Here is a 20974-nt window from a genome sequence, read left to right on the forward strand (position 1 = left end):
CTCGACAACCCGAACCGGAGTGACGCAATGACTGACGCTGTAGCCCATGACGTGGAACTGGACGCCAGTGGCCTGAACTGTCCGTTGCCGTTGCTCAAGGCAAAAATGGAACTCAACAAACTGCAAAGTGGCGCTGTGCTCAAGGTGATCGCTACCGATGCCGGCTCGCAACGCGACTTCCGTACCTTTGCCAAACTCGCCGGTCATGCGCTGTTGCGCGAAGAAGACGAGGCTGGCGTCTACCGTTACTGGTTGAAAAAAGCCTGAAGCGCCGCGCCTAAAATCGAAGGGATTATTGATGTTCAAAGTGTTACGCGACTGGATTCAGCGCTACTTCTCCGATGAAGAAGCGGTGGTGCTGGCAGTGCTGCTGTTTCTCGCCTTCACCGCCGTGCTTACCCTCGGCGGCATGCTTGCGCCGGTTCTGGCCGGGATGGTGCTGGCGTATCTGATGCAGGGCCTGGTAGTGACGCTCGAGCGGCTGCGTGTGCCCGGCGGGGTGGCCGTGGGGCTGGTGTTTGCGCTGTTCATGGGCGCGCTGATGCTGTTTATCGTCGTGGTGCTGCCATTGCTGTGGCATCAGTTGATCACCCTGTTCAACGAGTTGCCGGGCATGCTCGCCAAGTGGCAATCGCTGCTGCTTCTATTGCCCGAGCGCTATCCGCATCTGGTGTCTGACGAGCAAGTCCTGCAAGCGATCGAAGCGGCGCGGGGCGAGATTGGCAAGTTCGGTCAGTGGGCTCTGACTTTCTCATTGTCGAGTTTGCCACTGCTGGTGAACATCATGATCTACCTGGTGCTGGTGCCGATTCTGGTGTTCTTCTTCCTCAAGGATCGGGCGATGATCGGCGAGTGGGTGCGCGGCTATCTGCCTCGCGAGCGCGCGCTGATCACCCGCGTCGCCCAGGAAATGAACCGGCAGATCGCCAATTACATACGTGGCAAAGGCATCGAGATCGTGATTTGCGGCGGCGTGACCTACATCGCCTTCATCGCGCTGGGCCTGAACTACGCGGCGCTGCTGGCGTTGCTGGTCGGTTTGTCGGTGGTGGTGCCGTATGTCGGTGCGGTAGTGGTGACCGTACCGGTGCTGCTGATTGCGCTGTTCCAGTGGGGCTGGAGCGATCAGTTCATCTACCTGATGGCGGTCTACGGAATCATTCAGACGCTGGACGGCAACGTGCTGGTGCCGTTGCTGTTTTCGGAAGCAGTGAATCTGCATCCGGTGGCAATCATCTGCGCGGTGCTGTTGTTTGGTGGGTTGTGGGGATTCTGGGGTGTGTTCTTCGCGATCCCGCTGGCGACGCTGTTCAAGGCTGTGCTGGATGCGTGGCCTCGCAAGGAGCCGGTGGTGGCGCCGTTGCTTTAGCGGTTGATCCGGATTTTACAGAGAGGCTATTCGCAAGCAGGCTCGCTCCCACGGTGATTAGATTTCAATTGTGGGAGCGAGCCTGCTCGCGAAGGCGTCTTTACAGACGCAGCAAAAACATCAGGCTTTATTCAGAGCCTCAGCCGCCGCCAGCACGGCATCAACATGCCCCGGCACTTTCACGCCACGCCATTCCTGACGCAGCACACCGTCCTTATCAATCAGGAAAGTACTGCGATCAACGCCTAGGTATTCCTTGCCATACAGTTTTTTCAGCTTGATCACGTCGAACAACTGGCAAACCGCTTCGTCCTTGTCACTGATCAGTTCGAAGGGGAACTCCTGTTTGCCTTTGAAGTTTTCGTGCGACTTCAAACTGTCGCGGGAAATGCCGAAGACTTCGGTGTTGGCAGCCTTGAACGCCGCATATTGATCGCGAAAGCCCTGGCCCTGAGTGGTGCAGCCCGGGGTGCTGTCCTTCGGGTAGAAGTAGATCACCACTTGCTTGCCCTTGAGTTCGGACAGGCTGACGGTCTGCCCGCTGGTCGCAGGTGCGGTGAAATCCGCAACCGGTTGGTCGATGACAACGGCCATGAAAGCTTCCTTACATTGGGTTTTGTGGGCGCCAAGGCTCGATCAGGGCATCCAGGTTCATCGCGTCGGCGAAATCGAGGAACTGATCGCGCAGCCAGCTGATCTGGGTGTTGGCCGGCAGGGTCACGGTGAACGTGGCGTTGAGCATGGTGCCGCCGGTCTGTGGCGCCTGATAGGTGTCGCAGGTGAGGTTTTCCAGCTCGACGTTGTGGTCCATGAAGAACTGGCACAGCTCATTGATGATGTCCGGGCGATACGCCGAGCTGACGTAAGCCACGTAAGGCAGCGCTTGCGGGCGATTTTCCAGAGCGGCGCTGCGCACCACGTTGACGGTGAATGCGTGACGCTTGGCCAGCAATGGCAGGCTGCCTTCGAGGCGCGCGAGGGCGTCCCAGCTGCCGGAAATTTCCAGCACCAGGGCGCTGCACTCGCCGTGGCGGGTCAGGCGAGAGGTGACGACGGCGCAGCGGTTTTCATGGCTGGCGCGGCACAGGACGTTGGTCAGCTCCATGGGGTTGGCGCCGAGGGCACTGATGACAAGGAATTGTTCGCGAACTGTGGGGGTGGACATGCAGCATTCCTAAAGCGATGAGCGGTCGGTAGGTTGACGGGCATTGGCGGCCGGGAGTGCCTGTTCTGGCGGTCCGTATAAAGAGCCCCGGCCAGCGTTCGCGGCTCGCTCCGCTGTGCGGGAGCGCGTCGATGCGACGCAGGAACGGGGCCTGGGAGGCCGAAAGGGGAGGCTGAAACCCGGCGTACAAGCTGATCTGTACCGATCAAAGTCTGAAGGGTAGCGAAAAGCGGCGCCAAGGGGAATGGCGGCGGCGCAGTACTTCGCTTGTGCAAGCATCTTGGCGCCAGTACCATTACCGCTCTCTTTTTCCGGCAGGAGCGGTTTCATGATTGCGGGCAGTATGGTGGCACTGGTCACTCCCATGGATGCACAAGGGCGTCTTGACTGGGACAGCCTCAGCAAACTCGTGGACTTCCACCTCAAGAACGGCACCCATGCCATCGTCGCCGTCGGTACAACCGGCGAGTCGGCCACCCTTGATGTAGAAGAGCACATCGCCGTCATCAAAGCCGTGGTCAAACAGGTTGCCGGGCGCATTCCGGTCATCGCCGGCACCGGCGCCAATTCGACCCGCGAAGCCGTCGAGCTGACTCGCAACGCCAAGGCCGCCGGCGCCGATGCCTGCCTGCTGGTGGTTCCTTATTACAACAAGCCGACCCAGGAAGGCCTGTACCAGCACTTCAAGCACATCGCTGAAGCGGTCGACATTCCGCAGATTCTCTACAACGTTCCCGGCCGCACCTCCTGCGACATGCAGGCCGAGACGGTGATTCGCCTTTCCACCGTGCCGAACATCATCGGCATCAAGGAAGCCACCGGCGACCTCAAGCGCGCCAAAGCGATCATCGATGGCGTGAGCAAGGATTTCATCGTCCTGTCCGGCGATGATCCGACCGCTGTCGAGCTGATCCTGCTGGGCGGCAAAGGCAACATCTCGGTCACCGCCAACGTCGCCCCGCGCGAAATGGCTGACCTGTGCGAGGCCGCGCTCAAGGGCGACGCCGATACCGCACGCGCAATCAACGAAAAACTGATGCCGCTGCACAAGGACCTGTTCATCGAAGCCAACCCGATTCCGGTGAAGTGGGCTTTGGTCGAAATGGGCCTGATGCACGAAGGCATCCGCCTGCCACTGACCTGGCTGAGCACCCCTTGTCATGAAACGCTGCGCTCGGCCCTGCGCCAGTGCAACGTCCTGGTTTAATTGAGGAAGTACAACGCATGAAGCGAATGGCCGGACTTTCCGCACTTGCCTTGATTATCTCCAGCACCAGTGGCTGCGGATGGGTCTGGGGGCCGGAAGGTTATTTCCGCGACCGTGGAAGCGATTACCTGCAAGCGCAACAGACTGCACCGATGCAATTGCCACCGGATGTGAGCACTGCCAAACGTCTCGATCCGCTGTTGCCGATCCCGCGCAACGTGGCCGATGACACCGCGACGGGCGAATACGTCGTGCCGCGTCCTCAGCCGCTTTCGGCGGTTGCCGATGCCACGGATTACTCGCTGCAGAAGAGCGGTGATTCGCGTTGGGTCGTGGCCCAGCACCCGCCGGCCGAAGTCTGGCCAGTGGCGCTGCAGTTCTTCCAGGACAACGGTTTCCGTCTGGATGAACAGCGTCCGCAGACCGGTGAGTTCACCACCACCTGGCAGCACTCCGACGAGTTGTCCGCGTCGATGGCCAAGCGCCTGAGTGCGGCCGGTATCGCCAGCGACAGCGAAACCCGCGTGCGTGTGCGCATCGAGCCGGGCGTGCAGCGCAACACCAGTGAAATCTACGTGGTCAGCGCCGAGCGTCCTGCCGGCAGTACGGCCGACGTGGCCTTCACCAACCGTTCGGTCAACACTGGCCTGGACGCTGCGCTGGTCGACGACATGCTCGCGAGCATGAGCCGCACCTCCGAGAAGGGCGGTTCGGTGTCGATGCTGGCCTCGCGTGATTTCGATGCGCCGAGCCGTGTCAGCCTGAACGAAGACGGCAGCGGCAACCCGGTGTTGAACGTCGGTACCGATCTGGACCGCGCCTGGTCGAGCGTCGGCCGTGCGCTGGAACAGGGCGAATGGCGCGTTGAAGACATCAACCGCAGCCTGGGCCTGTACTACATCAACCTGGCCGAAAAAGCCGAGAAGAAAGACGACAAGCCTGGCTTCTTCAGCAGCCTGTTCGGCAGTGCGCCGAGCAAGGAAGAAGTCGAAGCCCGCGCCGAGCGTTATCAGGTTCGCCTGAGCAAGGTGGGCGAGAACATCCAGGTTACCGTCGAAAAGAACATCAACACCGTCGCGCCGGCCGATGTCGCGCGTAAAGTGTTGAGCGTGATTCAGGACAACCTGGGCTGATCCGATATGCGTTTTGCCGTTCTCGGCAGCGGTAGCCAAGGGAACGGCACGCTGATCGCCAGTGCTGATACGTACGTGCTGGTGGATTGTGGTTTTTCCCTGCGGGAAACCGAAAGACGTCTGTTGCGCCTGGGTGTTCACCCGGCGCAACTGAGCGCGATACTCGTGACCCACGAACATGCCGACCACGTGCATGGCGTGGGTTTACTGTCTCGGCGCTACAATCTGCCGGTCTACCTCAGTCGTGGCACGTTGCGCGGGATGCGCAAACCGCTTGAACCGGCAGGCTTTCTGGCCGGCGGCGAGCAACTGCAGATCGGCGCACTGAACGTTGGGGTCATTGCCGTGGCCCATGACGCGCAGGAGCCGACCCAGTACGTTTTCAGCGATCAGGAACAGCGGCGCTTCGGCCTGTTGACCGACCTGGGATCGTTCTGCGAGCGGGTGCTGGATGGCTATCGGGACCTCGATGCATTAATGATCGAGTCGAACCATTGCCGCGACATGCTGGCCCGTGGTCACTACCCGTACTTTCTCAAGCAACGGGTGGGCGGCGAACGCGGACATCTGAACAACCATCAGGCGGCATTCCTGGTGGCCGAGTTGGGCTGGCAGGGTTTGCAACACCTGGTGCTGGCCCATCTGAGCAGCAAGAACAACCTGCCGCAGCTGGCCCGGCAATGTTTTGTCGACACCCTCGGGTGCGACCCGGACTGGCTGCAACTGGCCGATCAAGATTCAGGGCTCGACTGGCGCCACATCGCCTAGCCCACCTACTTAGCAAGCGGAGCCCATCATGGAAAAACGTGAAGAACTCTACCGCGGCAAAGCCAAATCGGTTTACAAGACCGACGACGCTGACCGCTTGATCCTGCTGTTTCGCAACGACACTTCGGCGTTCGACGGCAAGCGCATCGAACAGCTTGATCGCAAAGGTATGGTGAACAACAAGTTCAACGCCTTCATCATGCAAAAACTCGAAGCGGCCGGCGTGCCGACCCAGTTCGACAAACTGCTGGGCGACAATGAATGCCTGGTGAAGAAGCTCGACATGATCCCGGTCGAATGCGTCGTGCGTAACTACGCCGCCGGCAGCCTGGTCAAGCGTCTGGGCGTCGAGGAGGGCATGAAGCTCAACCCGTACACCTTCGAACTGTTCTTGAAGGACGACGCCAAGGGCGACCCGTTCATCAACGAATCCCACGTCGTGGCATTCGGTTGGGGCACCGCCGAGCAACTGGCGCGCATGAAAGAACTGTCGCTCAAGGTCAACGAAGTCCTGAGCAAACTGTTCGACGACGCCGGCCTGCTGCTGGTCGATTTCAAGCTTGAATTCGGCGTGTTCAGCGACGGCTCCATCGTCCTCGGCGACGAGTTCAGCCCGGACGGCTGCCGTCTGTGGGACAAGGACACCAAGAAGAAGATGGACAAGGACCGCTTCCGCCAAGGCCTCGGTGACGTCATCGAAGCCTACGAAGAAGTCGCCGCTCGTCTGGGCGTACCGCTTTAATCGACGCAAGCATCTGATAGCACGGAAAAAATTTCGTTTGGGGGGTTCGCAACCAACGAAAGTGTTGTTATGATGCGCGCCGTTGGAGAGATGCCAGAGTGGCCGAATGGGACGGATTCGAAATCCGTTGTACCTTCACCGGTACCTAGGGTTCGAATCCCTATCTCTCCGCCATTATTGAACAAGACGAAGCCCCCGTAATCATTGATGATTACGGGGGTTTTTTCGTTTCTGGCGTTTCGTTCGTGAGGCTTTTCGGGTACAACCTGCCGACTGCATAAAAGGAACAGCTCGATGAGTGAAGTTCAGCCGTTGGTGAGTGATGACGACGTTAGGCCGCAGGCCGTGAGTCTGCGCGAGGCGTTCTGGTTCTGGTTGAAGCTGGGCTTCATCAGTTTCGGCGGGCCGGCCGGGCAGATTTCGATCATGCACCAGGAGTTGGTCGAGCGGCGGCGCTGGATTTCCGAGCGGCGTTTTCTGCATGCCTTGAACTATTGCATGTTGCTGCCCGGGCCTGAGGCGCAGCAGTTGGCGACTTACATTGGCTGGCTGATGCATCGGAGCTGGGGCGGGATTGTGGCCGGGGCGTTGTTTGTGTTGCCTTCGCTGTTCATCCTGATTTTCCTGTCGTGGCTCTATATCGCCTTCGGTGAAGTGCCGATGGTCGCCGGGCTGTTTTACGGGATCAAGCCTGCGGTGACGGCCATCGTCGTGCAGGCGGCGCATCGCATCGGTTCGCGGGCGCTGAAGAACAATTGGCTGTGGGCGATTGCGGCGGCGTCGTTTACGGCGATTTTTGCGTTCAATGTGCCGTTCCCGTTGATCGTGCTGGGTGCGGCGGTGATTGGCTATTTCGGCGGTCGACTGGCGCCGGAGAAATTCAGGGCCGGCGGGCATAGCGCAGCGAAGAAGTCTTTCGGCGCGGCGTTGATCGACGACGACACGCCAACCCCGGCCCATGCCCGTTTCAGCTGGACGAAACTGGCCACGCTCGCCGTGATTGGCGCCGCGCTGTGGGCGTTGCCGATGGGCGTGTTGACCGCGCTATTCGGCTGGCAGGGCACACTGACGCAGATGAGCTGGTTCTTCACCAAGGCAGCGCTGCTCACCTTCGGTGGAGCTTATGCGGTGCTGCCCTATGTCTATCAAGGTGCGGTCGGTCACTACGGCTGGCTGACCCCGACGCAGATGATCGACGGCTTGGCGCTGGGCGAAACCACACCGGGGCCGCTGATCATGGTGGTGGCGTTTGTCGGTTTTGTCGGGGCTTATGTGTCGCAGGTGTTCGGCGCCGATCAGGTGTTTTTCGCCGGAGCGGTCGCCGCCGCGCTGGTGACGTGGTTCACCTTTCTGCCTTCCTTCCTGTTCATCCTCGCCGGCGGTCCGCTAGTGGAGTCGACGCACGACGAACTCAAATTCACCGCCCCACTGACCGCGATCACCGCTGCGGTGGTTGGGGTGATTCTCAATCTGGCGTGTTTCTTCGGCTACCACGTGCTCTGGCCGCAAGGCTTCAGTGGCAGCCTGGATTGGCCGTCGGCGTTGATTGCGCTTGCCGCGGCCATTGCCCTGTTTCGCTTCAAGCGCGGAGTGATTCAGGTGTTGCTGGGCTGTGCGTTGGTTGGGTTGGTGGTGCATTTGCTGCGTTAGTGATCGCGGCGCCGGAAATCGAATCGCGCGCTGGAGACTCGATTCCGGCAATAAGTTCCGGTCATTCCAGTGCGAATATCCCCAGCGGTATAACCCCGTTTCGCTTGTTCGCGCGGTTCAAACCATTTGTCCTGTCGCCGCAAATTTTTTGAAATTTCCGCAACGACAATGCTTCACAAAAGGGTAGGCAAACTTTTACCCAGAACTTGCCACGCTTACCCGACTGAGGAGATTTGTCATGTTTCTACATAACAAGCGACTTCAATACACCGTTCGTGTCGCCGAGCCCAATCCGGGGCTGGCCAATCTGTTGCTCGAGCAGTTTGGCGGCGCACAAGGTGAACTGGCGGCGGCTTCGCGCTATTTCACTCAAGCCCTGGCCGAGGACGATCCGGGACGCAAGGACTTGCTGATGGATATCGCCACTGAAGAACTCAGCCATTTGGAAATCATTGGCTCGATCATCGTCATGCTCAACAAGGGCGCGAAAGGCCGGATGGCCGAAGGCGTCGAGCAGGAGGGCGAGCTGTATCGCTCGCTCAATGGCAACGGCAATGACTCGCACATCACCAGCCTGCTCTACGGTGCCGGTTCGCCGCTGACCAACTCTGCCGGTGTGCCATGGACGGCGGCGTACGTCGATACCATCGGTGAGCCGACCGCCGACATGCGTTCCAACATCGCTGCTGAGGCACGGGCGAAGATTGTTTATGAGCGCTTGATGAACGTGACCGATGACCCCGGCGTGAAAGAGGCTCTGGGCTTTCTGATGACCCGTGAGATCGCCCACCAGTTGTCGTTCGAAAAAGCCCTGCATTCGATTCAGCCAAACTTCCCGCAAGGCAAGCTGCCCGGCATGCCTGAGTTCACCAACGTCTACTTCAACATGTCGCAAGGCACCGAAAGCATGCGCGGCCCGTGGAATCAGGGCGACGATTGGGAGTTCGTCGAAACCCCGACGCCAGCGGTCGACGGCGGCGATGGCTTGGCCACCGTGCAACTGGACAGCGCCGACGAAGCGCTGCTGGAAAACATGAAGATGCGCACCATGTCCGACCCCAACAGCGAGCCGGTCACCGGTGCGGATCTGGGCTCCGGCGCGCAGGCCAAGCCTGGTTTGTAAGGCACGTGGGGCGCGCCGGACATCGAGCGGCGCGCCCCGGTTGATCACTGTGAAATCATCAAGAAGAGGACTCGACAATGGCTACTCCACAGGAAAACCTGCTCGACTGGCTGCGTGATGCCCATGCCATGGAGCAACAGGCCGAGCAAATGCTCAAGGCACAATCCAAGCGTCTGGAACATTACCCGCAGCTCAAGGCGCGCATCGATCAGCACATCGAAGAAACCCTCGGCCAGCAGAAACTCATCGACGAATGCCTGCAACGTCTGGGCGGTGAATCCTCGACGATGAAAGACCTGGGCGGCAAATTGATGGCGTTCGGTCAGGCTGTCGGCGGCTCCTTGATGAGCGATGAAGTGATCAAGGGCGCCATGGCCGGCTACGTTTTCGAGAACATGGAGGTCGCCAGCTATACCGTGCTGATCGCAGCGGCGAAAGCGGCGGGGGACACGCAGACGCAGAAGGCCTGCGAACAGATTCTGCCGCAGGAAGTGGCCATGGCTGAATGGCTGCTCAAGCATTTGCCGCAACTGACCGACGCGTTTCTGGAACGCTCGGCGGATCCGGACAAAGAAGCCAAGAAGTAACCCTTGCCACCGGCGTCCGCCTGCCAGACGGGCGGACGCGCTATCAAATTACGGTGCGACCTGCAGCGGCTTGCGCTCGATCTCCACCGGTTGCAAATGACCCAGCCGATCCAAGTGATAGCGTTGCAGATCCCGCGCCAGAATCAGGTGGCCGTCATACAGCGCCGCCGCTTCACTGCGCACATCTTCGATGGATGGACTCAGCGCCGGGTTGGCCTGATAGCGCGCGCTAAAGTGCGTCAGCACCAGGTTGCGCACCCCAGCGGATTCGGCGAAACCGGCGACAGCGGCGGCGCTACTGTGGCCGTAACTGGCTCGAGCGCGGTCGATTGCTGCCTGCACGAATGTCGCTTCATGCACCAGCACGTCCGCCGATTGCGCCACTTCTGCCAGCAGTGCCGGCCGATCGTTGTCGCCGCAGACGATGATGCGCCGATCAGGTCGCGCGCTCAGCAGATAGTCGCGAGCGTGCAGCATTCGCCCGTCAACCTCCACGTCCTGACCATGGGCCAACTGACCCCAGAGCGGGCCGCGTTCGATGCCTTCAGCGTCGAGTCGCTGCACGTCGAGACGCGGTTCCGGATCGGACTCGGTAAATACATAACCGTGACACGGCACACGGTGCGACAACTCGACGGTCTGCACCTGGACGTTGAGGTTGCGCCATTCGGTAAGCGTTTCCACGGCGTGCAGGTTGATCTCGAAGGGCAGATGCGATTGCGTCACCTCGAGGCTCATTCTCAGCCATGGCTGCAGCGCCGCCGGCAGAATAATGTCCAGCGGCCGCGTGCGTCCGGACATGCCGGTGCTCGCCAGCAGACCCGGCAAGCCCAGGCAGTGATCGGCGTGCACATGAGTGATGAAAATCGCCCGCAATTCACTCAGTGACAGCGGCGTGCGCAGCACCTGATGCTGAGTGCCTTCACCGCAATCGATCAGGTACCAGCCCTTGCCGGCAGAGGCGATCAATGCTGTTGCGCTGACGTTGCGCTGGCGGGTCGGCACGCCGGCAGACGTGCCCAGAAACAACAAATCCACGGTGGTTCTCCCTGGCGGATCGGATTTCAGATCTTGCGTGCAGTTCTCGGTGAGCTTTCGACAATCAGCGAGGCGATTCGGATCCATCGAAGTACCGGGACAATTCATCGGACACCCGCCGTTGCGGTGTGCGGCCTTGGCACTTCGCTCGCTGATGATGGTCACAGCGAAACGGAGTCACTTAGCGGAGGTCAACTTGCCCAGAAAATCCAGGCCGATCGTCGACCGCGCCGATGCGGCGACCCTTTCGCAAGAACGCAAAGATGTGTTTTTCGCGGCGGTGCAGGTCAGCCGTATGGCCATGATTGTCACCGATCCAGCGCAGCCCGACGATCCCATCATTTTTGCCAACAATGCGTTTCTTGAACTCAGCGGCTACGAGCTGGAAGAAGTGCTCGGGCGCAACTGCAGGTTTCTGCAAGGCGAGCAGACTGATCGTTCCGTCTTGCAACAGGTCAAGCAAGCGCTCAAACATCAACACGAAACCTGCGTGGAGGTACTCAACTATCGCAAGGATGGCTCGTCGTTCTGGAACGAGCTGTTCATCGCGCCACTATTCAACGAGCGCGGGCAACTGGTGTATTTCTTCGCCTCGCAAATGGACGTCAGCCGCCGACGCGACGCCGAGGACGGTTTGCGCTACAGCGAGAACATGGAAGCGCTGGGCCAGTTGACCGGTGGCATCGCTCACGATTTCAACAATCTGTTGCAAGTGATGATCGGCTACATCGAGCTGATCCAGCACACCGCCAAGCGGCCGAGCATTGATCCGCAACGCATCGTGGTCGGCGCCGGCCACGCTCGCGCGGCGGCGGAAAAAGCACGTTTGCTGACCCAGCATCTGCTGGCATTCTCCCGCCGACAGCGGCTCGAAGGCCGGGTGATCAATCTCAATGCCTTGCTTGAGCGCTCTGCGCTGCCGACGCATGAATCCGCCGATCTGGAACCGCGATTCGAACTGGCCGAGGATTTGTGGAACTGCCGGCTCGACCCGGCGCAGGCCGAGATGGCACTGAATCATCTGCTGTCCAATGCCCGCGATGCATTGGGGCAGCAGCAACAGCAACAGCCCGTGATCACCGTGCAGACGCGCAACGTCGTTGTCCCGGACGCGACCGATCCGCACCAGGGCGGACTGGCGGCGGGGCGTTACGTCTGCATCGCAATCGCCGATAACGGCGTGGGCATTGCCGCTGACGATCTCGAAAAGGTCATGGAACCGTTTTTCACCACCAAGGAGGAGGGCAACGGTGCCGGCCTCGGTTTGTCGATGGTTTACGGCTTCGTCAAGCAATCCGTCGGTGTGGTCAAAATCGAATCGACACTGGGGCTCGGCACCACGGTGCGCCTGTTCTTCCCGGCGGATGACAGTCAGCTATCGGCACCTGGCTCCGCTGAAACCGCAGAAAATCTCAAGGGCACGGAGCGCATCCTGATCGTCGAGGATCGCGCCGAAGTTGCTGAACTGGCGCGCTTCGTACTGTCCGAACAGGGTTACCGGACCACCATCGCTGCAGACGCGAGCGAGGCACTGGCGATGTTGCAGAGTAGCGACTTTGAGCTGGTCTTCACCGATCTGGTCATGCCCGGTGAGATGAACGGGCTGGCACTGGCGCGGGAAATCACCCAGCGCTATCCGACCATGAAGATCCTGCTGACGACCGGCTACTGCGCGGACGAGTCGACGCCCAATGAGCTGGCTGACAATGAGTTCGAATTGATCGCCAAGCCCTACGCGCCGGTGGATCTGTTGCGCAAGCTGCGCTCGATGCTCGGCTGAAAAAACGAACTGTCAGTGAACGTTCGGCGTCCATCCTTAAGACCACATTGAGCAACCAGTGAGGGGACGATCCCCGAGGAGATGTTTGCTATGAGTGATTATCCGATGGACGAAACCGATTCCGATCACCGCAACCGCCAGTTCGGTCAGGCGCTGGGGCTGGATGCTGACGAGGTGGAGTCGTGGGTCAGTGCAATCGAAGAGGACGGCAGCGGCATGGGCTACGTCGTGCATTTTTCCAGCGAAACGCCGGTGGACGTACTGGCCAAGGTGCAAGGACTGGGCGATGACCTGATGATCAACATCGGGCCGATCGACTGAGCATCAGGGAGAACGGTTCATGCAGGAGCAACCTTTGGTGGTGATAAGCGGCGCCAGTGCTGGCGTGGGTCGCGCGGTGGCCCACCGGTTTGCCGCTGGCGGCTACCGTATCGGCCTGTTGGCGCGTGATCCGGCGGGACTGGCCGCCACGCAAGAAGAGCTGCAAGCGTATGGCGTTCAGGTCGAAGCGGTTAGCGTCGATGTCGCCGATGCGCTCGCCGTGCAGCAGGCCGCGCAGCAACTGGAAGCCACGCTTGGGCCGCTGGCGGTGTGGGTCAACGCGGCGATGGTCACGGTGCTCTCGCCGATAGAACAATTGTCCGCCGCCGAGATCGAGCGCGTCACTCAGGTGACCTATCTCGGTACGGTTCATGGCACCTTGGCGGCGCTGTCGTTGATGCGTCCGCGCAACAAGGGCCTGATCATCCAGGTCGGCTCGGCACTGGCCTATCGCGCCATTCCGTTGCAGGCCGCCTATTGCGGGGCGAAGTTCGCTGTGCGCGGTTTTACTGATTCATTGCGCTGTGAGTTGCTGCATGAGCGCCGCAATATTCGCGTGTGCATGGTGCAATTGCCGGCGATCAATACCCCGCAGTTCGATTGGGCACGCAACAAATTGCCCAAGCGTCCCCAACCGGTGCCACCGATTCACGACCCCGACGTGGCAGCACGGGCGATCTTCAGTGTGGTAAAGCACCCGCCGCGAGAGTTGTGGCTGGGGTGGTCGACGATCAAAGCGGTTGTCGGCCAATCGGTCATGCCCGGTCTGCTCGACCGTTTGATGGCGCGAAGTGCATGGTCCGGTCAGCAGACCAATGAGCCTGAAGACAACGAGCACCCGGACAACCTGTTCGAAGCGCAGCCGGATCGGCATCAGACCCGTGGCCGCTTTATCGGCCGCTCAAAGGACGCGGCGCTGGCCTTGACTTCGACTCAAGTGCTGGCGGTATCGGCAGTAATTGCCGTACTGGTGGCCGTGGTTCTATTACAGCTTTGATTGTTCCCCGTTAGTCAGGGGTTGACGGATTTCAGTGCGCCAGCGGAGGGCTTGAGTTTTTCCTGCAGGTCGCGGGCAGTTTTTGCCTGTTTCTCGATGTCCGGCAATGCGGATTGGGCGAAAGCCTTGAGCTGCGGATTTTGTGATGACATCGCTTCTTTCTTGAACAGCATCAGCTTTTGCTCAAGGGTTTCGGCCTGGCTGTCGATGTAAATGCGGTCGAACGAGTCATCCCTTGATTCAAGGCGTAGCTGCTTGGCTTTGGATGCCACCGAGGGTTCGGCGGGAACCACCATATGCTGGCTTTGCCCCAGCTGCCTGATTTGTTTATCGAAACGCTCATGGTCGGAGATCATTTGTCTGGCGAACGCTTTGACTTCGGGCAAGGTTGCCTTTTCCAAGGCGATGCGCGAACTGTTGTGCTGGAACAGGCTTTGCTGTGCCGCCTCTTCGATGAAGGCGTCGATAGTGTCTGCATGGCCTGGCTGGACGCTCATAGCCAAGACCGCAAGGCAGATCGCGGCGAGTGATTTCATGGCGCGTAACCTCCGCAGCATCGATGGATGGTGGCGGCCCGGGATCGGCTCATGGCTGCTGATAGTGGCCGGGGACGTTGTCGCCTTCGTCGGGCCTGGTGCGTTTCTGCACCTGGACGTCGCTCAGTGAAGCGGTCTTCAATTCGGCGAAAGCGGTCTTGACCAGGGTTTCAGCGAGACCCGGATCAAGGGTCTCGCCATCGTGGATCAGCGTGCGGCTTTGCGGCTGGTTGTCGACGATGAAACTGACGAGGTAGCGGTGCTCATGGGACATGGCTGAAATCCTTGGGTGCATGGCAGCAAAAATTGCAGTACATGCACCTTTGATGAACACCGCTGACAAGCATTCAAATAAACCCTTTGCAGGGCGACAGACGGTGCCGCTTTGCAGATGAAAAGGGCGTCGCTCAAATTTCCTTGATCGGCGTCTCGCCCTGTACGGCTTTGATCAGATTGATCACATGCAAGCAATCAGCCTTGTTCACATACGATTCGCCACTGGCCACGGTCTCGTGGTTGCGCGCGCGCAGACGCCAGCGCCATTGGCCTTTGCCAGTGCTCGGGGTGCCTCGGGTTTGTCGGTAGATTTCGAAATACATGGGGTTCGCTCCCTGCGATGGATGTGCGCGCCAACCTGTGTGGCGCATCGACGCAAGCCTAGCGCAGCGGGTTTTTTTGGCTATCGCGGATTTGTTTCCAATCGTTCGCGGATGTTTCTGAAAGACCCTGCCCAGAGCGCCGCGACTGCCCGGCGAATTGGCCGATATGACGCCGTGTCATGCTTGCACGTGCGTGCCTGCTACTGCTTAATACGGGACGGCTCATGGCCTCGAAAAACTTTCGATGACCGACAAACTATAAAAAGAGCACTCCTTTGACTGAGCACGGAACGCAACAGGCCGGGCAGGTGGCGTTGTCGCTGGTGATCCCCGTTTTCAACGAGGCCGACAGCCTCGACAGCTTTCTTTCGCGCATCGACGAGGTCTTTCAGGCGCAGGCGCTGATCGATCTTGAACTGGTCTTCATCAACGATGGCAGCACCGACATGACCCTTGAGCGCTTGCTTGAACGGCAGCGGCAAGACTCGCGTCTGCGCATCGTCGACCTGAGTCGAAACTTTGGTAAGGAAGCGGCGTTGTCGGCCGGTCTGCAAATGGCCGGCGGGCAGATCGTGGTACCGATCGACGCCGATCTGCAGGACCCGCCGGAAGTCATCTTGCAAATGATCGAGCGCTGGCGCGAAGGTTACGAAGTGGTGCTGGGTCATCGCGTCAGCCGCCGCAGCGACACGTGGGCCAAGTCGACCTCGGCCCACTGGTTCTATCGCCTGCACAACCGCATCGCCGAACAGCCGTTGCCGGAGAACGTTGGCGACTTCCGCCTGATGGACCGCTGCGTGGTCGATGCGTTGCTGACCCTGCCTGAGTCGCGGCGCTTCATGAAAGGTCTGTTCGCCTGGGTCGGTTTCCGCACCACTCATGTCGACTACGAGCGCCCCGAGCGCGTGGCCGGGCAAAGCAAGTTCAATGGCTGGCGGCTGTGGAACTTCGCGCTCGAAGGCATCACCAGTTTCAGCACCGAACCGCTGCGGGTCTGGACCTACCTGGGAGCGACAGTTTCGCTGGTGTCGTTTGCGTTCGCTATGTTCATTGTCCTGCGCACACTGATCCACGGCGTCGACTTGCCCGGTTATGCCTCGCTGATGGTCGCGGTCACGTTCCTTGGCGGTTTGCAATTGATCGGTATTGGCGTACTCGGCGAATACCTCGGCCGCACTTATATCGAATCGAAACGCCGACCGGTTTTTCTGGTGCGTCGCGTCTACGACCCCAAGGACTGACAGATGGATCTCAAGGAAACCGACATCCTCGGCGACAGTATCGATGAGCATTGGTATTACTGCTGCAAAGCGGCGGCGACCCGGCGATTGCTGGGTGACATGCCGATCCGGCGAATACTCGATGTCGGTGCCGGCTCGGGGTTTTTCTCGCACCATTTGCTGACCCACACCGACGCGCATGAGGCGTGGTGCGTCGACATCAGTTACCCCGCCGATGCGAGCGCCACCAGCGCGGGCAAACCGGTGCATTACCGACGCGGCATCGACAGCATCGATGCCGATCTGGTGTTACTGATGGACGTGCTCGAGCATGTCGACGACGACCTCGGCCTGCTCAAAAGCTATGTCGATAAAGTGCCTTCGGGCAGTCGTTTTCTGATGACGGTGCCAGCGTTCCAGTTTCTCTGGAGCGGTCATGATGATTTTCTCGAGCACAAGCGCCGCTACACCCTCGCGCAATTCGAAACCCTGGCGGGCGATGCCGGTTTGACCGTGCAGCGCGGCGCCTACTATTTCGGTGCGGTGTTTCCTATCGCCGCTGCGTTGCGCCTGATGCCTCAAGGTCCGCCGACCGCACAGCCACAGTCGCAACTCAAGCGCCATCACCCGTGGGTCAACAGCGTGCTCAAGACCCTGTGCCGGCTGGAATTGCCGTTGATGGGCAGAAACCGGCTGGCCGGTTTGAGCGTCTTCGTGCTGGCGCAGAAACCGTGATCGGCAGTGAGCGTTCAGCGTTGGTCCGCCGTGGTCTGCGCTTTGCCCTGACCGGGCTGTTCGTCACTGCGCTGCATGCGCTGGTGGCTGTGCTGTTCATCCGCTTCATCGCGCCCGAACCGCCGCTGGCCAATGGTTTCGCCTTTGCCGTGGCGACTGTTGTGTCTTATGTGATCAACACCACCTGGAGCTTTTCAGCTCGCCTGCACGGGCGCACGTTACTGCGCTTTGTGTCGGTCTCGGCGGGTGGTTTTCTATTGGCGATGCTGGTTGCCTGGGCGGCGCAAATGGCTGGGTTGCACTATCTGCTCGGGATCGGCGCGGTGGCCCTGACGGTGCCGGCATTTACTTTCGTTTTGCATAATTTCTGGACGTATCGATGAAGCCCTCGAACAGATCTTCAGCGTTGACGATTCTGCCGTTGCTGTTGGGCGTGCTTGCTTTTTTCATGGTGATCGGTCCGCGTGCACTCGATCCGCAGAACATTGCCTGGCTCAGCGAGGGCGATCCGGCTACGCATTATCTGGGCTGGGTTTTTTTCCGCCAGTCGCCGTGGACTTTTCCCCTCGGGCTCAACCCGTCCTACGGCATGGAGTTGGGCAGTGCGATCATCTTTTCTGACTCCAATCCGCTGCTGGCACTGCTGTTCAAACCGTTCAACGCCTGGCTGCCAGAGACGTTCCAGTATTTTGGCTTGTGGTTGCTCATCTGTTTCGTACTGCAAGCGTGGTTCGGCTGGAAACTGCTCGGCTTGATCACGGATAACGTCGTAATCCGGCTTCTGGCCACGGGACTGTTGCTGTTTTCCCCGCCGATGTTTGTTCGTGCCGGAGGACATCTGTCTCTGGCCGGGCACTTTCTGCTACTGGCGGCACTTTACCTGGCGCTGCATCCCGCGTTGCAACGGCGGCGGCTGGCCTGGGGCTGTCTGCTGGCGGCGACAGCTCTGGTGCATGCGTATCTGTTGGTCATGGTGGCGTTGATCTGGTTTGCCGATCTGCTCGGCAAAGTCATTTTTGACCGATTGACTCGCCGTGAGGGGCTGATCGAGTTCGGCGGTCTGTTCGCACTGGTCAGCGTGTGTTGCTGGCAGGCCGGATACTTCAGCATTGCCGACGGCGCCGGCAGTGGGGGGTTCGGTTTTTACCGGATGAATCTGCTGGCGCCATTCGATTCGGATGGCTGGTCGCAGGTATTGCCGGACATCCGCACCGGCGGCGGCGATTATGAAGGCTTCAATTATTTCGGCCTCGGTGTGCTGATGCTGTTACCGCTGGCGGCGGTGGCAGGGTTGCGCGGCGGGATTTCGCCGAGGGCTGCGCTGGGCGAGCGGTGGTGGCTGGTGTTCGCAATGATCGGCCTGACCCTGTTCGCGTTATCCCATCTCATCGGTGTTGGGACGCAGACTTTCAACTATCCGTTGCCGACATTCATCGAGCGGCTGGCCAGTATTTTTCGCGCTTCAGGGCGCATGTTCTGGCCGGTCTTTTATGCAATCGAACTGTTCCTCGTGTACCTGCTTGTGCGGGGCTTTCGCGCGCCAGTTGCCATAGGGTTACTCGCCTTGGCGCTGGTGGTGCAGGTGGCAGATACGCACAACGGCTGGGCGGGGCTGCGCGCATCAAGGATGGTAGCCCCCGCATCGGACTGGGTCAGTCCGATGCGCGACCCCTTCTGGAACAGCGCGGCCGGCCACTACAGGAATGTTCGCGGGTTGCTGCCGCAAAACCAGCCCGAACGCTGGCAAGCGATCGCTGATTTCGCTGGAGCACATGGACTGAAAACCGACTCGGTGTACATGGGGCGCATGAGCATTTCGGCGCTCGACAAGGCGCAGCGCGTGGCTCGGCATCGGCTGCAAACCGGAGAGTACGAAGCCGATTCTCTATATATCCTGGACGATGAAGCGCAGGCTCTGGCGGCCAAAAGCGTTCACAGCGATAGCGATCTGCTGACCCGGGTCGATGACTTCGTTGTGCTTGCACCAGGCTGGAAGCGTTGTCAGCAATGTCTGCCGATGATCGATGAGGGGCGGGCGCTGGCATCCATCGCGCTGAGCCGTCCTGGCGTCGTCTACACATTCGATCGCAAGAGTCGACAACTGATCAAAGGCTGGGGGGCGCCGGAAGCGTGGGGCACCTGGAGTGAGGGCCATGACGCGGAAATGGCGCTGCGCGTGCCAGCGCAAGCTAAATCGATTTCGATCCAGGCGCTGGCGTTCGTCATGCCGCCAACTCTTGCTCAGCGAGTCATCGTCAGGCTCAACGGCGTTGAAGTTCTTTCGACTCGGCTGACAGCCTTTCAGGGCAATTCTCTGGAAATCCCGTTGAATGAACAGGTCAGGCAAACCCTGCCGGAGGATGGCGCGGTGAGACTCGAGCTGCATTTGCCGGACGCTGTCAGCCCGCGCAGTCTCGGAGTGAGCGATGACGCGCGCGTTATGGGCCTGGGCGTGGAATCCGTGAGTGTGCAGTAAATCGCGTAAACGCTGATGGACGTCGGGTCCCAGGCCTTTCTACACTGCCGCAATTCCGGGGAGCAGGGGCGATGGATGAACCGCAATGAACTACGCAAGGCCGACATCAACCTGATGGTGGTGTTCGAGACCCTGATGCTCGAACGCAACGTGACCCGCGCGGCGGAGAAGCTGTTCCTCGGCCAGCCGACCATCAGTTCGGCACTCAACCGTTTGCGCACGATGCTGAATGATCCGCTGTTCATCCGCGTCGGCCATCGCATGGAACCGACGGCCCGCGCCGAAGACATTTACCGCCATCTCAAACCGGCACTGGATTCACTGTCGGCGGCGCTGAGCCTGACCCGCGATTTCGATCCCGCCACCAGCACCATGACCTTTCGCATCGGCCTGTCCGACGACGTCGAATTCGGCCTGCTGCCGCCGCTGTTGCGCGCGCTGCGCCAGGAAGCACCGAGCGTGGTGTTCGTGGTGCAGCATGTCGATTACTGGCGCATTCCCGACCTGTTGGCCGCCGGTGATATCACCGTCGGCATCAGCCAGACCCGGGGCCTGCCGGCCAACGCCAAACGCAAACTGCTGCGGCACATCCAGCCGAGCATCCTGCGTGCCGATGCCTCTGATACGCCGCTGACCCTCGACGAATATTGCGCTCGCCCGCATGTGCTGGTGTCGCACACGGCCAATGTCAGTGGCTACGCCGATGAGTGGCTGGCGGAACTGGGCCGCACGCGGCAGGTGGTGTTGTCGGTGCCGCAATACAGCGCATTGCCGGCGTTGCTGGCCGGCACCGACCTGATCGCCAGCCTGCCGGATTACACCGCAGCGGCCATGGCGGCGTCCGGGGCGCTGTTCCAGGAACCGTTTCCGTTCAAGACGCCGACATTGGACCTGTCGATGGTCTGGCTCAGCCACGTCGACAGCGACCCGGCCGAACGCTGGCTGCGCTCGCGGCTCGAAGCGTTCATGAGTGAACGGCCGCTGATTCCGTCCTGACAAGCACCACACCACCCTGTGGGAGCGAGCTTGCTCGCGAAGCGGTTCGGGAGGCGCGGGTGTGTAAACTTAAAGGACGCTTTCGCGAGCTGGCTCGCTCCCACAAATGACGCTGTGTGATTGTGGTATATGTACGCCCCCCGCATCCGCCGACTGGAGATCCGCAATGCCACACCTGCACATGGAATACACCGCCAACCTGACGCAGTTGAACGCTGACATCGCCCTGATTCGGCTCAACAACACGCTGGTCGGTTCCGGTCAGTTCGGCGCGGAGTTCGATATCAAGAGCCGCGCGATCAAGATCGACAACTTCAAGGTCGGCACGGCGCAGGGCGAGCGCGCCTTCGTCCATGTGAAACTGGCCTTGCTCAGCGGGCGCTCGGCGGAGATCAAGAAGCAGCTCTCGCAAAGCCTGCTGGCGGTGTTGCAGGAACTCTGCGAATGGCCGGCTGGGCTCGAAGTGCAACTGTGTGTCGAACTGCTCGACATCGATCGCGAGTCCTACAGCAAAGCCGCGATCGGCGTCTGA

Annotated in this window: 24 protein-coding genes and 1 tRNA gene; 19 read left to right on the forward strand and 6 right to left on the reverse strand. The window is 60.2% G+C overall.

The genetic code is table 11. From position 1 onward, the window contains the following. Positions 1-27 precede the first annotated feature (27 nt). Complete coding sequence (locus tag V8J63_RS16470) at positions 28-267, forward strand: sulfurtransferase TusA family protein (protein WP_016771269.1); 240 nt, start codon at positions 28-30, stop codon at positions 265-267. 31 nt (positions 268-298) lie between these two features. Then, positions 299-1369 carry an AI-2E family transporter gene (locus V8J63_RS16475; protein WP_016771268.1) on the forward strand — a complete coding sequence of 357 codons (1071 nt, stop codon included), beginning with the start codon at positions 299-301 and terminating at the stop codon, positions 1367-1369. A 120-nt stretch (positions 1370-1489) separates the two neighbouring features. On the opposite strand, the gene V8J63_RS16480 is transcribed toward V8J63_RS16475, so the two are convergent. Both V8J63_RS16480 and V8J63_RS16485 read right to left on the reverse strand, forming a co-directional pair. Continuing rightward, a complete protein-coding gene (locus tag V8J63_RS16480; RefSeq protein WP_041478861.1) occupies positions 1490-1963 on the reverse strand; it encodes a peroxiredoxin in 474 nt (157 codons plus the stop codon). A 10-nt stretch (positions 1964-1973) separates the two neighbouring features. Next, positions 1974-2534 carry a glycine cleavage system protein R gene (locus tag V8J63_RS16485; RefSeq protein ID WP_071174673.1) on the reverse strand — a complete coding sequence of 187 codons (561 nt, stop codon included), beginning with the start codon at positions 2532-2534 and terminating at the stop codon, positions 1974-1976. A gap of 328 nt (positions 2535-2862) precedes the next feature. Here V8J63_RS16485 and dapA point away from each other — a divergent pair, with 328 nt between their 5' ends. From dapA to V8J63_RS16525, 8 genes are all read left to right on the forward strand, one after another. Further along, positions 2863-3741: a 4-hydroxy-tetrahydrodipicolinate synthase gene (gene dapA, locus V8J63_RS16490; RefSeq protein ID WP_016771265.1), complete on the forward strand. Its 879-nt coding sequence runs from the start codon at positions 2863-2865 to the stop codon at positions 3739-3741. Positions 3742-3758: 17 nt separating this feature from the next. Further along, positions 3759-4874: an outer membrane protein assembly factor BamC gene (bamC, locus tag V8J63_RS16495; protein ID WP_016771264.1), complete on the forward strand. Its 1116-nt coding sequence runs from the start codon at positions 3759-3761 to the stop codon at positions 4872-4874. Positions 4875-4880: 6 nt separating this feature from the next. Further along, on the forward strand, positions 4881-5642 hold the full coding sequence (locus tag V8J63_RS16500) for an MBL fold metallo-hydrolase (protein ID WP_024012002.1): 762 nt from the start codon (positions 4881-4883) through the stop codon (positions 5640-5642). 28 nt (positions 5643-5670) lie between these two features. Beyond that, positions 5671-6384 carry a phosphoribosylaminoimidazolesuccinocarboxamide synthase gene (gene purC / locus V8J63_RS16505; protein WP_016771262.1) on the forward strand — a complete coding sequence of 238 codons (714 nt, stop codon included), beginning with the start codon at positions 5671-5673 and terminating at the stop codon, positions 6382-6384. Positions 6385-6468: 84 nt separating this feature from the next. Continuing rightward, positions 6469-6558: transfer RNA gene (locus tag V8J63_RS16510), tRNA-Ser, on the forward strand. A 120-nt stretch (positions 6559-6678) separates the two neighbouring features. Next, positions 6679-8034 carry a chromate efflux transporter gene (chrA, locus tag V8J63_RS16515; protein ID WP_130887223.1) on the forward strand — a complete coding sequence of 452 codons (1356 nt, stop codon included), beginning with the start codon at positions 6679-6681 and terminating at the stop codon, positions 8032-8034. A gap of 238 nt (positions 8035-8272) precedes the next feature. After that, complete coding sequence (locus V8J63_RS16520; protein WP_125925300.1) at positions 8273-9157, forward strand: manganese catalase family protein; 885 nt, start codon at positions 8273-8275, stop codon at positions 9155-9157. A 77-nt stretch (positions 9158-9234) separates the two neighbouring features. Further along, a complete protein-coding gene (locus tag V8J63_RS16525; RefSeq protein WP_024012005.1) occupies positions 9235-9744 on the forward strand; it encodes a ferritin-like domain-containing protein in 510 nt (169 codons plus the stop codon). 48 nt (positions 9745-9792) lie between these two features. On the opposite strand, the gene V8J63_RS16530 is transcribed toward V8J63_RS16525, so the two are convergent. Next, entirely contained in the window at positions 9793-10782 is a 990-nt protein-coding gene (locus V8J63_RS16530; protein WP_122700043.1) for a ribonuclease Z, read from the reverse strand. A 196-nt stretch (positions 10783-10978) separates the two neighbouring features. Here V8J63_RS16530 and V8J63_RS16535 point away from each other — a divergent pair, with 196 nt between their 5' ends. The 3 genes from V8J63_RS16535 to V8J63_RS16545 all read left to right on the forward strand — a co-directional run bounded on the left by V8J63_RS16535 (position 10979) and on the right by V8J63_RS16545 (position 13880). Further along, positions 10979-12562 carry a histidine kinase famiy protein gene (locus tag V8J63_RS16535; protein ID WP_336464333.1) on the forward strand — a complete coding sequence of 528 codons (1584 nt, stop codon included), beginning with the start codon at positions 10979-10981 and terminating at the stop codon, positions 12560-12562. A 90-nt stretch (positions 12563-12652) separates the two neighbouring features. Continuing rightward, entirely contained in the window at positions 12653-12883 is a 231-nt protein-coding gene (locus tag V8J63_RS16540) for a hypothetical protein (RefSeq protein ID WP_071174678.1), read from the forward strand. 19 nt (positions 12884-12902) lie between these two features. Next, positions 12903-13880, forward strand: coding sequence for an SDR family oxidoreductase (locus V8J63_RS16545; protein WP_197890366.1), 978 nt, complete (start codon positions 12903-12905; stop codon positions 13878-13880). Between the two features lie 14 nt (positions 13881-13894). Here the strand turns inward: V8J63_RS16545 and V8J63_RS16550 are convergent, their stop codons facing one another. The 3 genes from V8J63_RS16550 to V8J63_RS16560 form a co-directional block, all read right to left on the reverse strand. Then, positions 13895-14416 carry a DUF4142 domain-containing protein gene (locus V8J63_RS16550; protein WP_177433318.1) on the reverse strand — a complete coding sequence of 174 codons (522 nt, stop codon included), beginning with the start codon at positions 14414-14416 and terminating at the stop codon, positions 13895-13897. Between the two features lie 49 nt (positions 14417-14465). Then, positions 14466-14690 (reverse strand): hypothetical protein, encoded by a 225-nt coding sequence (locus tag V8J63_RS16555; protein WP_071174681.1) that lies wholly within the window; start codon positions 14688-14690, stop codon positions 14466-14468. Between the two features lie 133 nt (positions 14691-14823). Continuing rightward, positions 14824-15015: a YegP family protein gene (locus V8J63_RS16560; protein ID WP_016771242.1), complete on the reverse strand. Its 192-nt coding sequence runs from the start codon at positions 15013-15015 to the stop codon at positions 14824-14826. Positions 15016-15290: 275 nt separating this feature from the next. Between V8J63_RS16560 and V8J63_RS16565 the strand changes: the two genes are divergently transcribed. From V8J63_RS16565 to V8J63_RS16590, 6 genes are all read left to right on the forward strand, one after another. Then, positions 15291-16256 (forward strand): glycosyltransferase family 2 protein, encoded by a 966-nt coding sequence (locus V8J63_RS16565; RefSeq protein WP_130887220.1) that lies wholly within the window; start codon positions 15291-15293, stop codon positions 16254-16256. Between the two features lie 3 nt (positions 16257-16259). Then, entirely contained in the window at positions 16260-16970 is a 711-nt protein-coding gene (locus V8J63_RS16570) for a class I SAM-dependent methyltransferase (RefSeq protein ID WP_130887219.1), read from the forward strand. Then, positions 16967-17353, forward strand: coding sequence for a GtrA family protein (locus tag V8J63_RS16575; RefSeq protein ID WP_024012011.1), 387 nt, complete (start codon positions 16967-16969; stop codon positions 17351-17353). The genes V8J63_RS16570 and V8J63_RS16575 overlap by 4 nt, the downstream gene beginning before the upstream one ends. After that, positions 17350-19446: a DUF6311 domain-containing protein gene (locus tag V8J63_RS16580; RefSeq protein WP_336464334.1), complete on the forward strand. Its 2097-nt coding sequence runs from the start codon at positions 17350-17352 to the stop codon at positions 19444-19446. The genes V8J63_RS16575 and V8J63_RS16580 overlap by 4 nt, the downstream gene beginning before the upstream one ends. A gap of 75 nt (positions 19447-19521) precedes the next feature. Next, complete coding sequence (locus tag V8J63_RS16585; protein WP_024012013.1) at positions 19522-20442, forward strand: LysR substrate-binding domain-containing protein; 921 nt, start codon at positions 19522-19524, stop codon at positions 20440-20442. 166 nt (positions 20443-20608) lie between these two features. Beyond that, positions 20609-20974: a 5-carboxymethyl-2-hydroxymuconate Delta-isomerase gene (locus V8J63_RS16590; protein ID WP_016771238.1), complete on the forward strand. Its 366-nt coding sequence runs from the start codon at positions 20609-20611 to the stop codon at positions 20972-20974.

It is taken from the genome of Pseudomonas sp. CCNWLW23, assembly GCF_037095675.1.
Classification (GTDB): Bacteria; Pseudomonadota; Gammaproteobacteria; order Pseudomonadales; family Pseudomonadaceae; genus Aquipseudomonas; species Aquipseudomonas atacamensis.

Coding starts and splice junctions, on each gene's coding strand:
- bamC (WP_016771264.1), top strand. CDS start 3,759: ATGAAGCGAATGGCCGGACTTTCCGCACTTGCCTTGATTATCTCCAGC.
- V8J63_RS16580 (WP_336464334.1), top strand. CDS start 17,350: ATGAAGCCCTCGAACAGATCTTCAGCGTTGACGATTCTGCCGTTGCTG.
- V8J63_RS16485 (WP_071174673.1), bottom strand. CDS start 2,534: ATGTCCACCCCCACAGTTCGCGAACAATTCCTTGTCATCAGTGCCCTC.
- V8J63_RS16520 (WP_125925300.1), top strand. CDS start 8,273: ATGTTTCTACATAACAAGCGACTTCAATACACCGTTCGTGTCGCCGAG.
- purC (WP_016771262.1), top strand. CDS start 5,671: ATGGAAAAACGTGAAGAACTCTACCGCGGCAAAGCCAAATCGGTTTAC.
- V8J63_RS16570 (WP_130887219.1), top strand. CDS start 16,260: ATGGATCTCAAGGAAACCGACATCCTCGGCGACAGTATCGATGAGCAT.
- V8J63_RS16590 (WP_016771238.1), top strand. CDS start 20,609: ATGCCACACCTGCACATGGAATACACCGCCAACCTGACGCAGTTGAAC.
- V8J63_RS16475 (WP_016771268.1), top strand. CDS start 299: ATGTTCAAAGTGTTACGCGACTGGATTCAGCGCTACTTCTCCGATGAA.
- V8J63_RS16555 (WP_071174681.1), bottom strand. CDS start 14,690: ATGTCCCATGAGCACCGCTACCTCGTCAGTTTCATCGTCGACAACCAG.
- V8J63_RS16525 (WP_024012005.1), top strand. CDS start 9,235: ATGGCTACTCCACAGGAAAACCTGCTCGACTGGCTGCGTGATGCCCAT.
- chrA (WP_130887223.1), top strand. CDS start 6,679: ATGAGTGAAGTTCAGCCGTTGGTGAGTGATGACGACGTTAGGCCGCAG.
- V8J63_RS16480 (WP_041478861.1), bottom strand. CDS start 1,963: ATGGCCGTTGTCATCGACCAACCGGTTGCGGATTTCACCGCACCTGCG.
- V8J63_RS16500 (WP_024012002.1), top strand. CDS start 4,881: ATGCGTTTTGCCGTTCTCGGCAGCGGTAGCCAAGGGAACGGCACGCTG.
- V8J63_RS16585 (WP_024012013.1), top strand. CDS start 19,522: ATGAACCGCAATGAACTACGCAAGGCCGACATCAACCTGATGGTGGTG.
- V8J63_RS16545 (WP_197890366.1), top strand. CDS start 12,903: ATGCAGGAGCAACCTTTGGTGGTGATAAGCGGCGCCAGTGCTGGCGTG.
- V8J63_RS16550 (WP_177433318.1), bottom strand. CDS start 14,416: ATGAAATCACTCGCCGCGATCTGCCTTGCGGTCTTGGCTATGAGCGTC.
- V8J63_RS16540 (WP_071174678.1), top strand. CDS start 12,653: ATGAGTGATTATCCGATGGACGAAACCGATTCCGATCACCGCAACCGC.
- V8J63_RS16560 (WP_016771242.1), bottom strand. CDS start 15,015: ATGTATTTCGAAATCTACCGACAAACCCGAGGCACCCCGAGCACTGGC.
- V8J63_RS16470 (WP_016771269.1), top strand. CDS start 28: ATGACTGACGCTGTAGCCCATGACGTGGAACTGGACGCCAGTGGCCTG.
- dapA (WP_016771265.1), top strand. CDS start 2,863: ATGATTGCGGGCAGTATGGTGGCACTGGTCACTCCCATGGATGCACAA.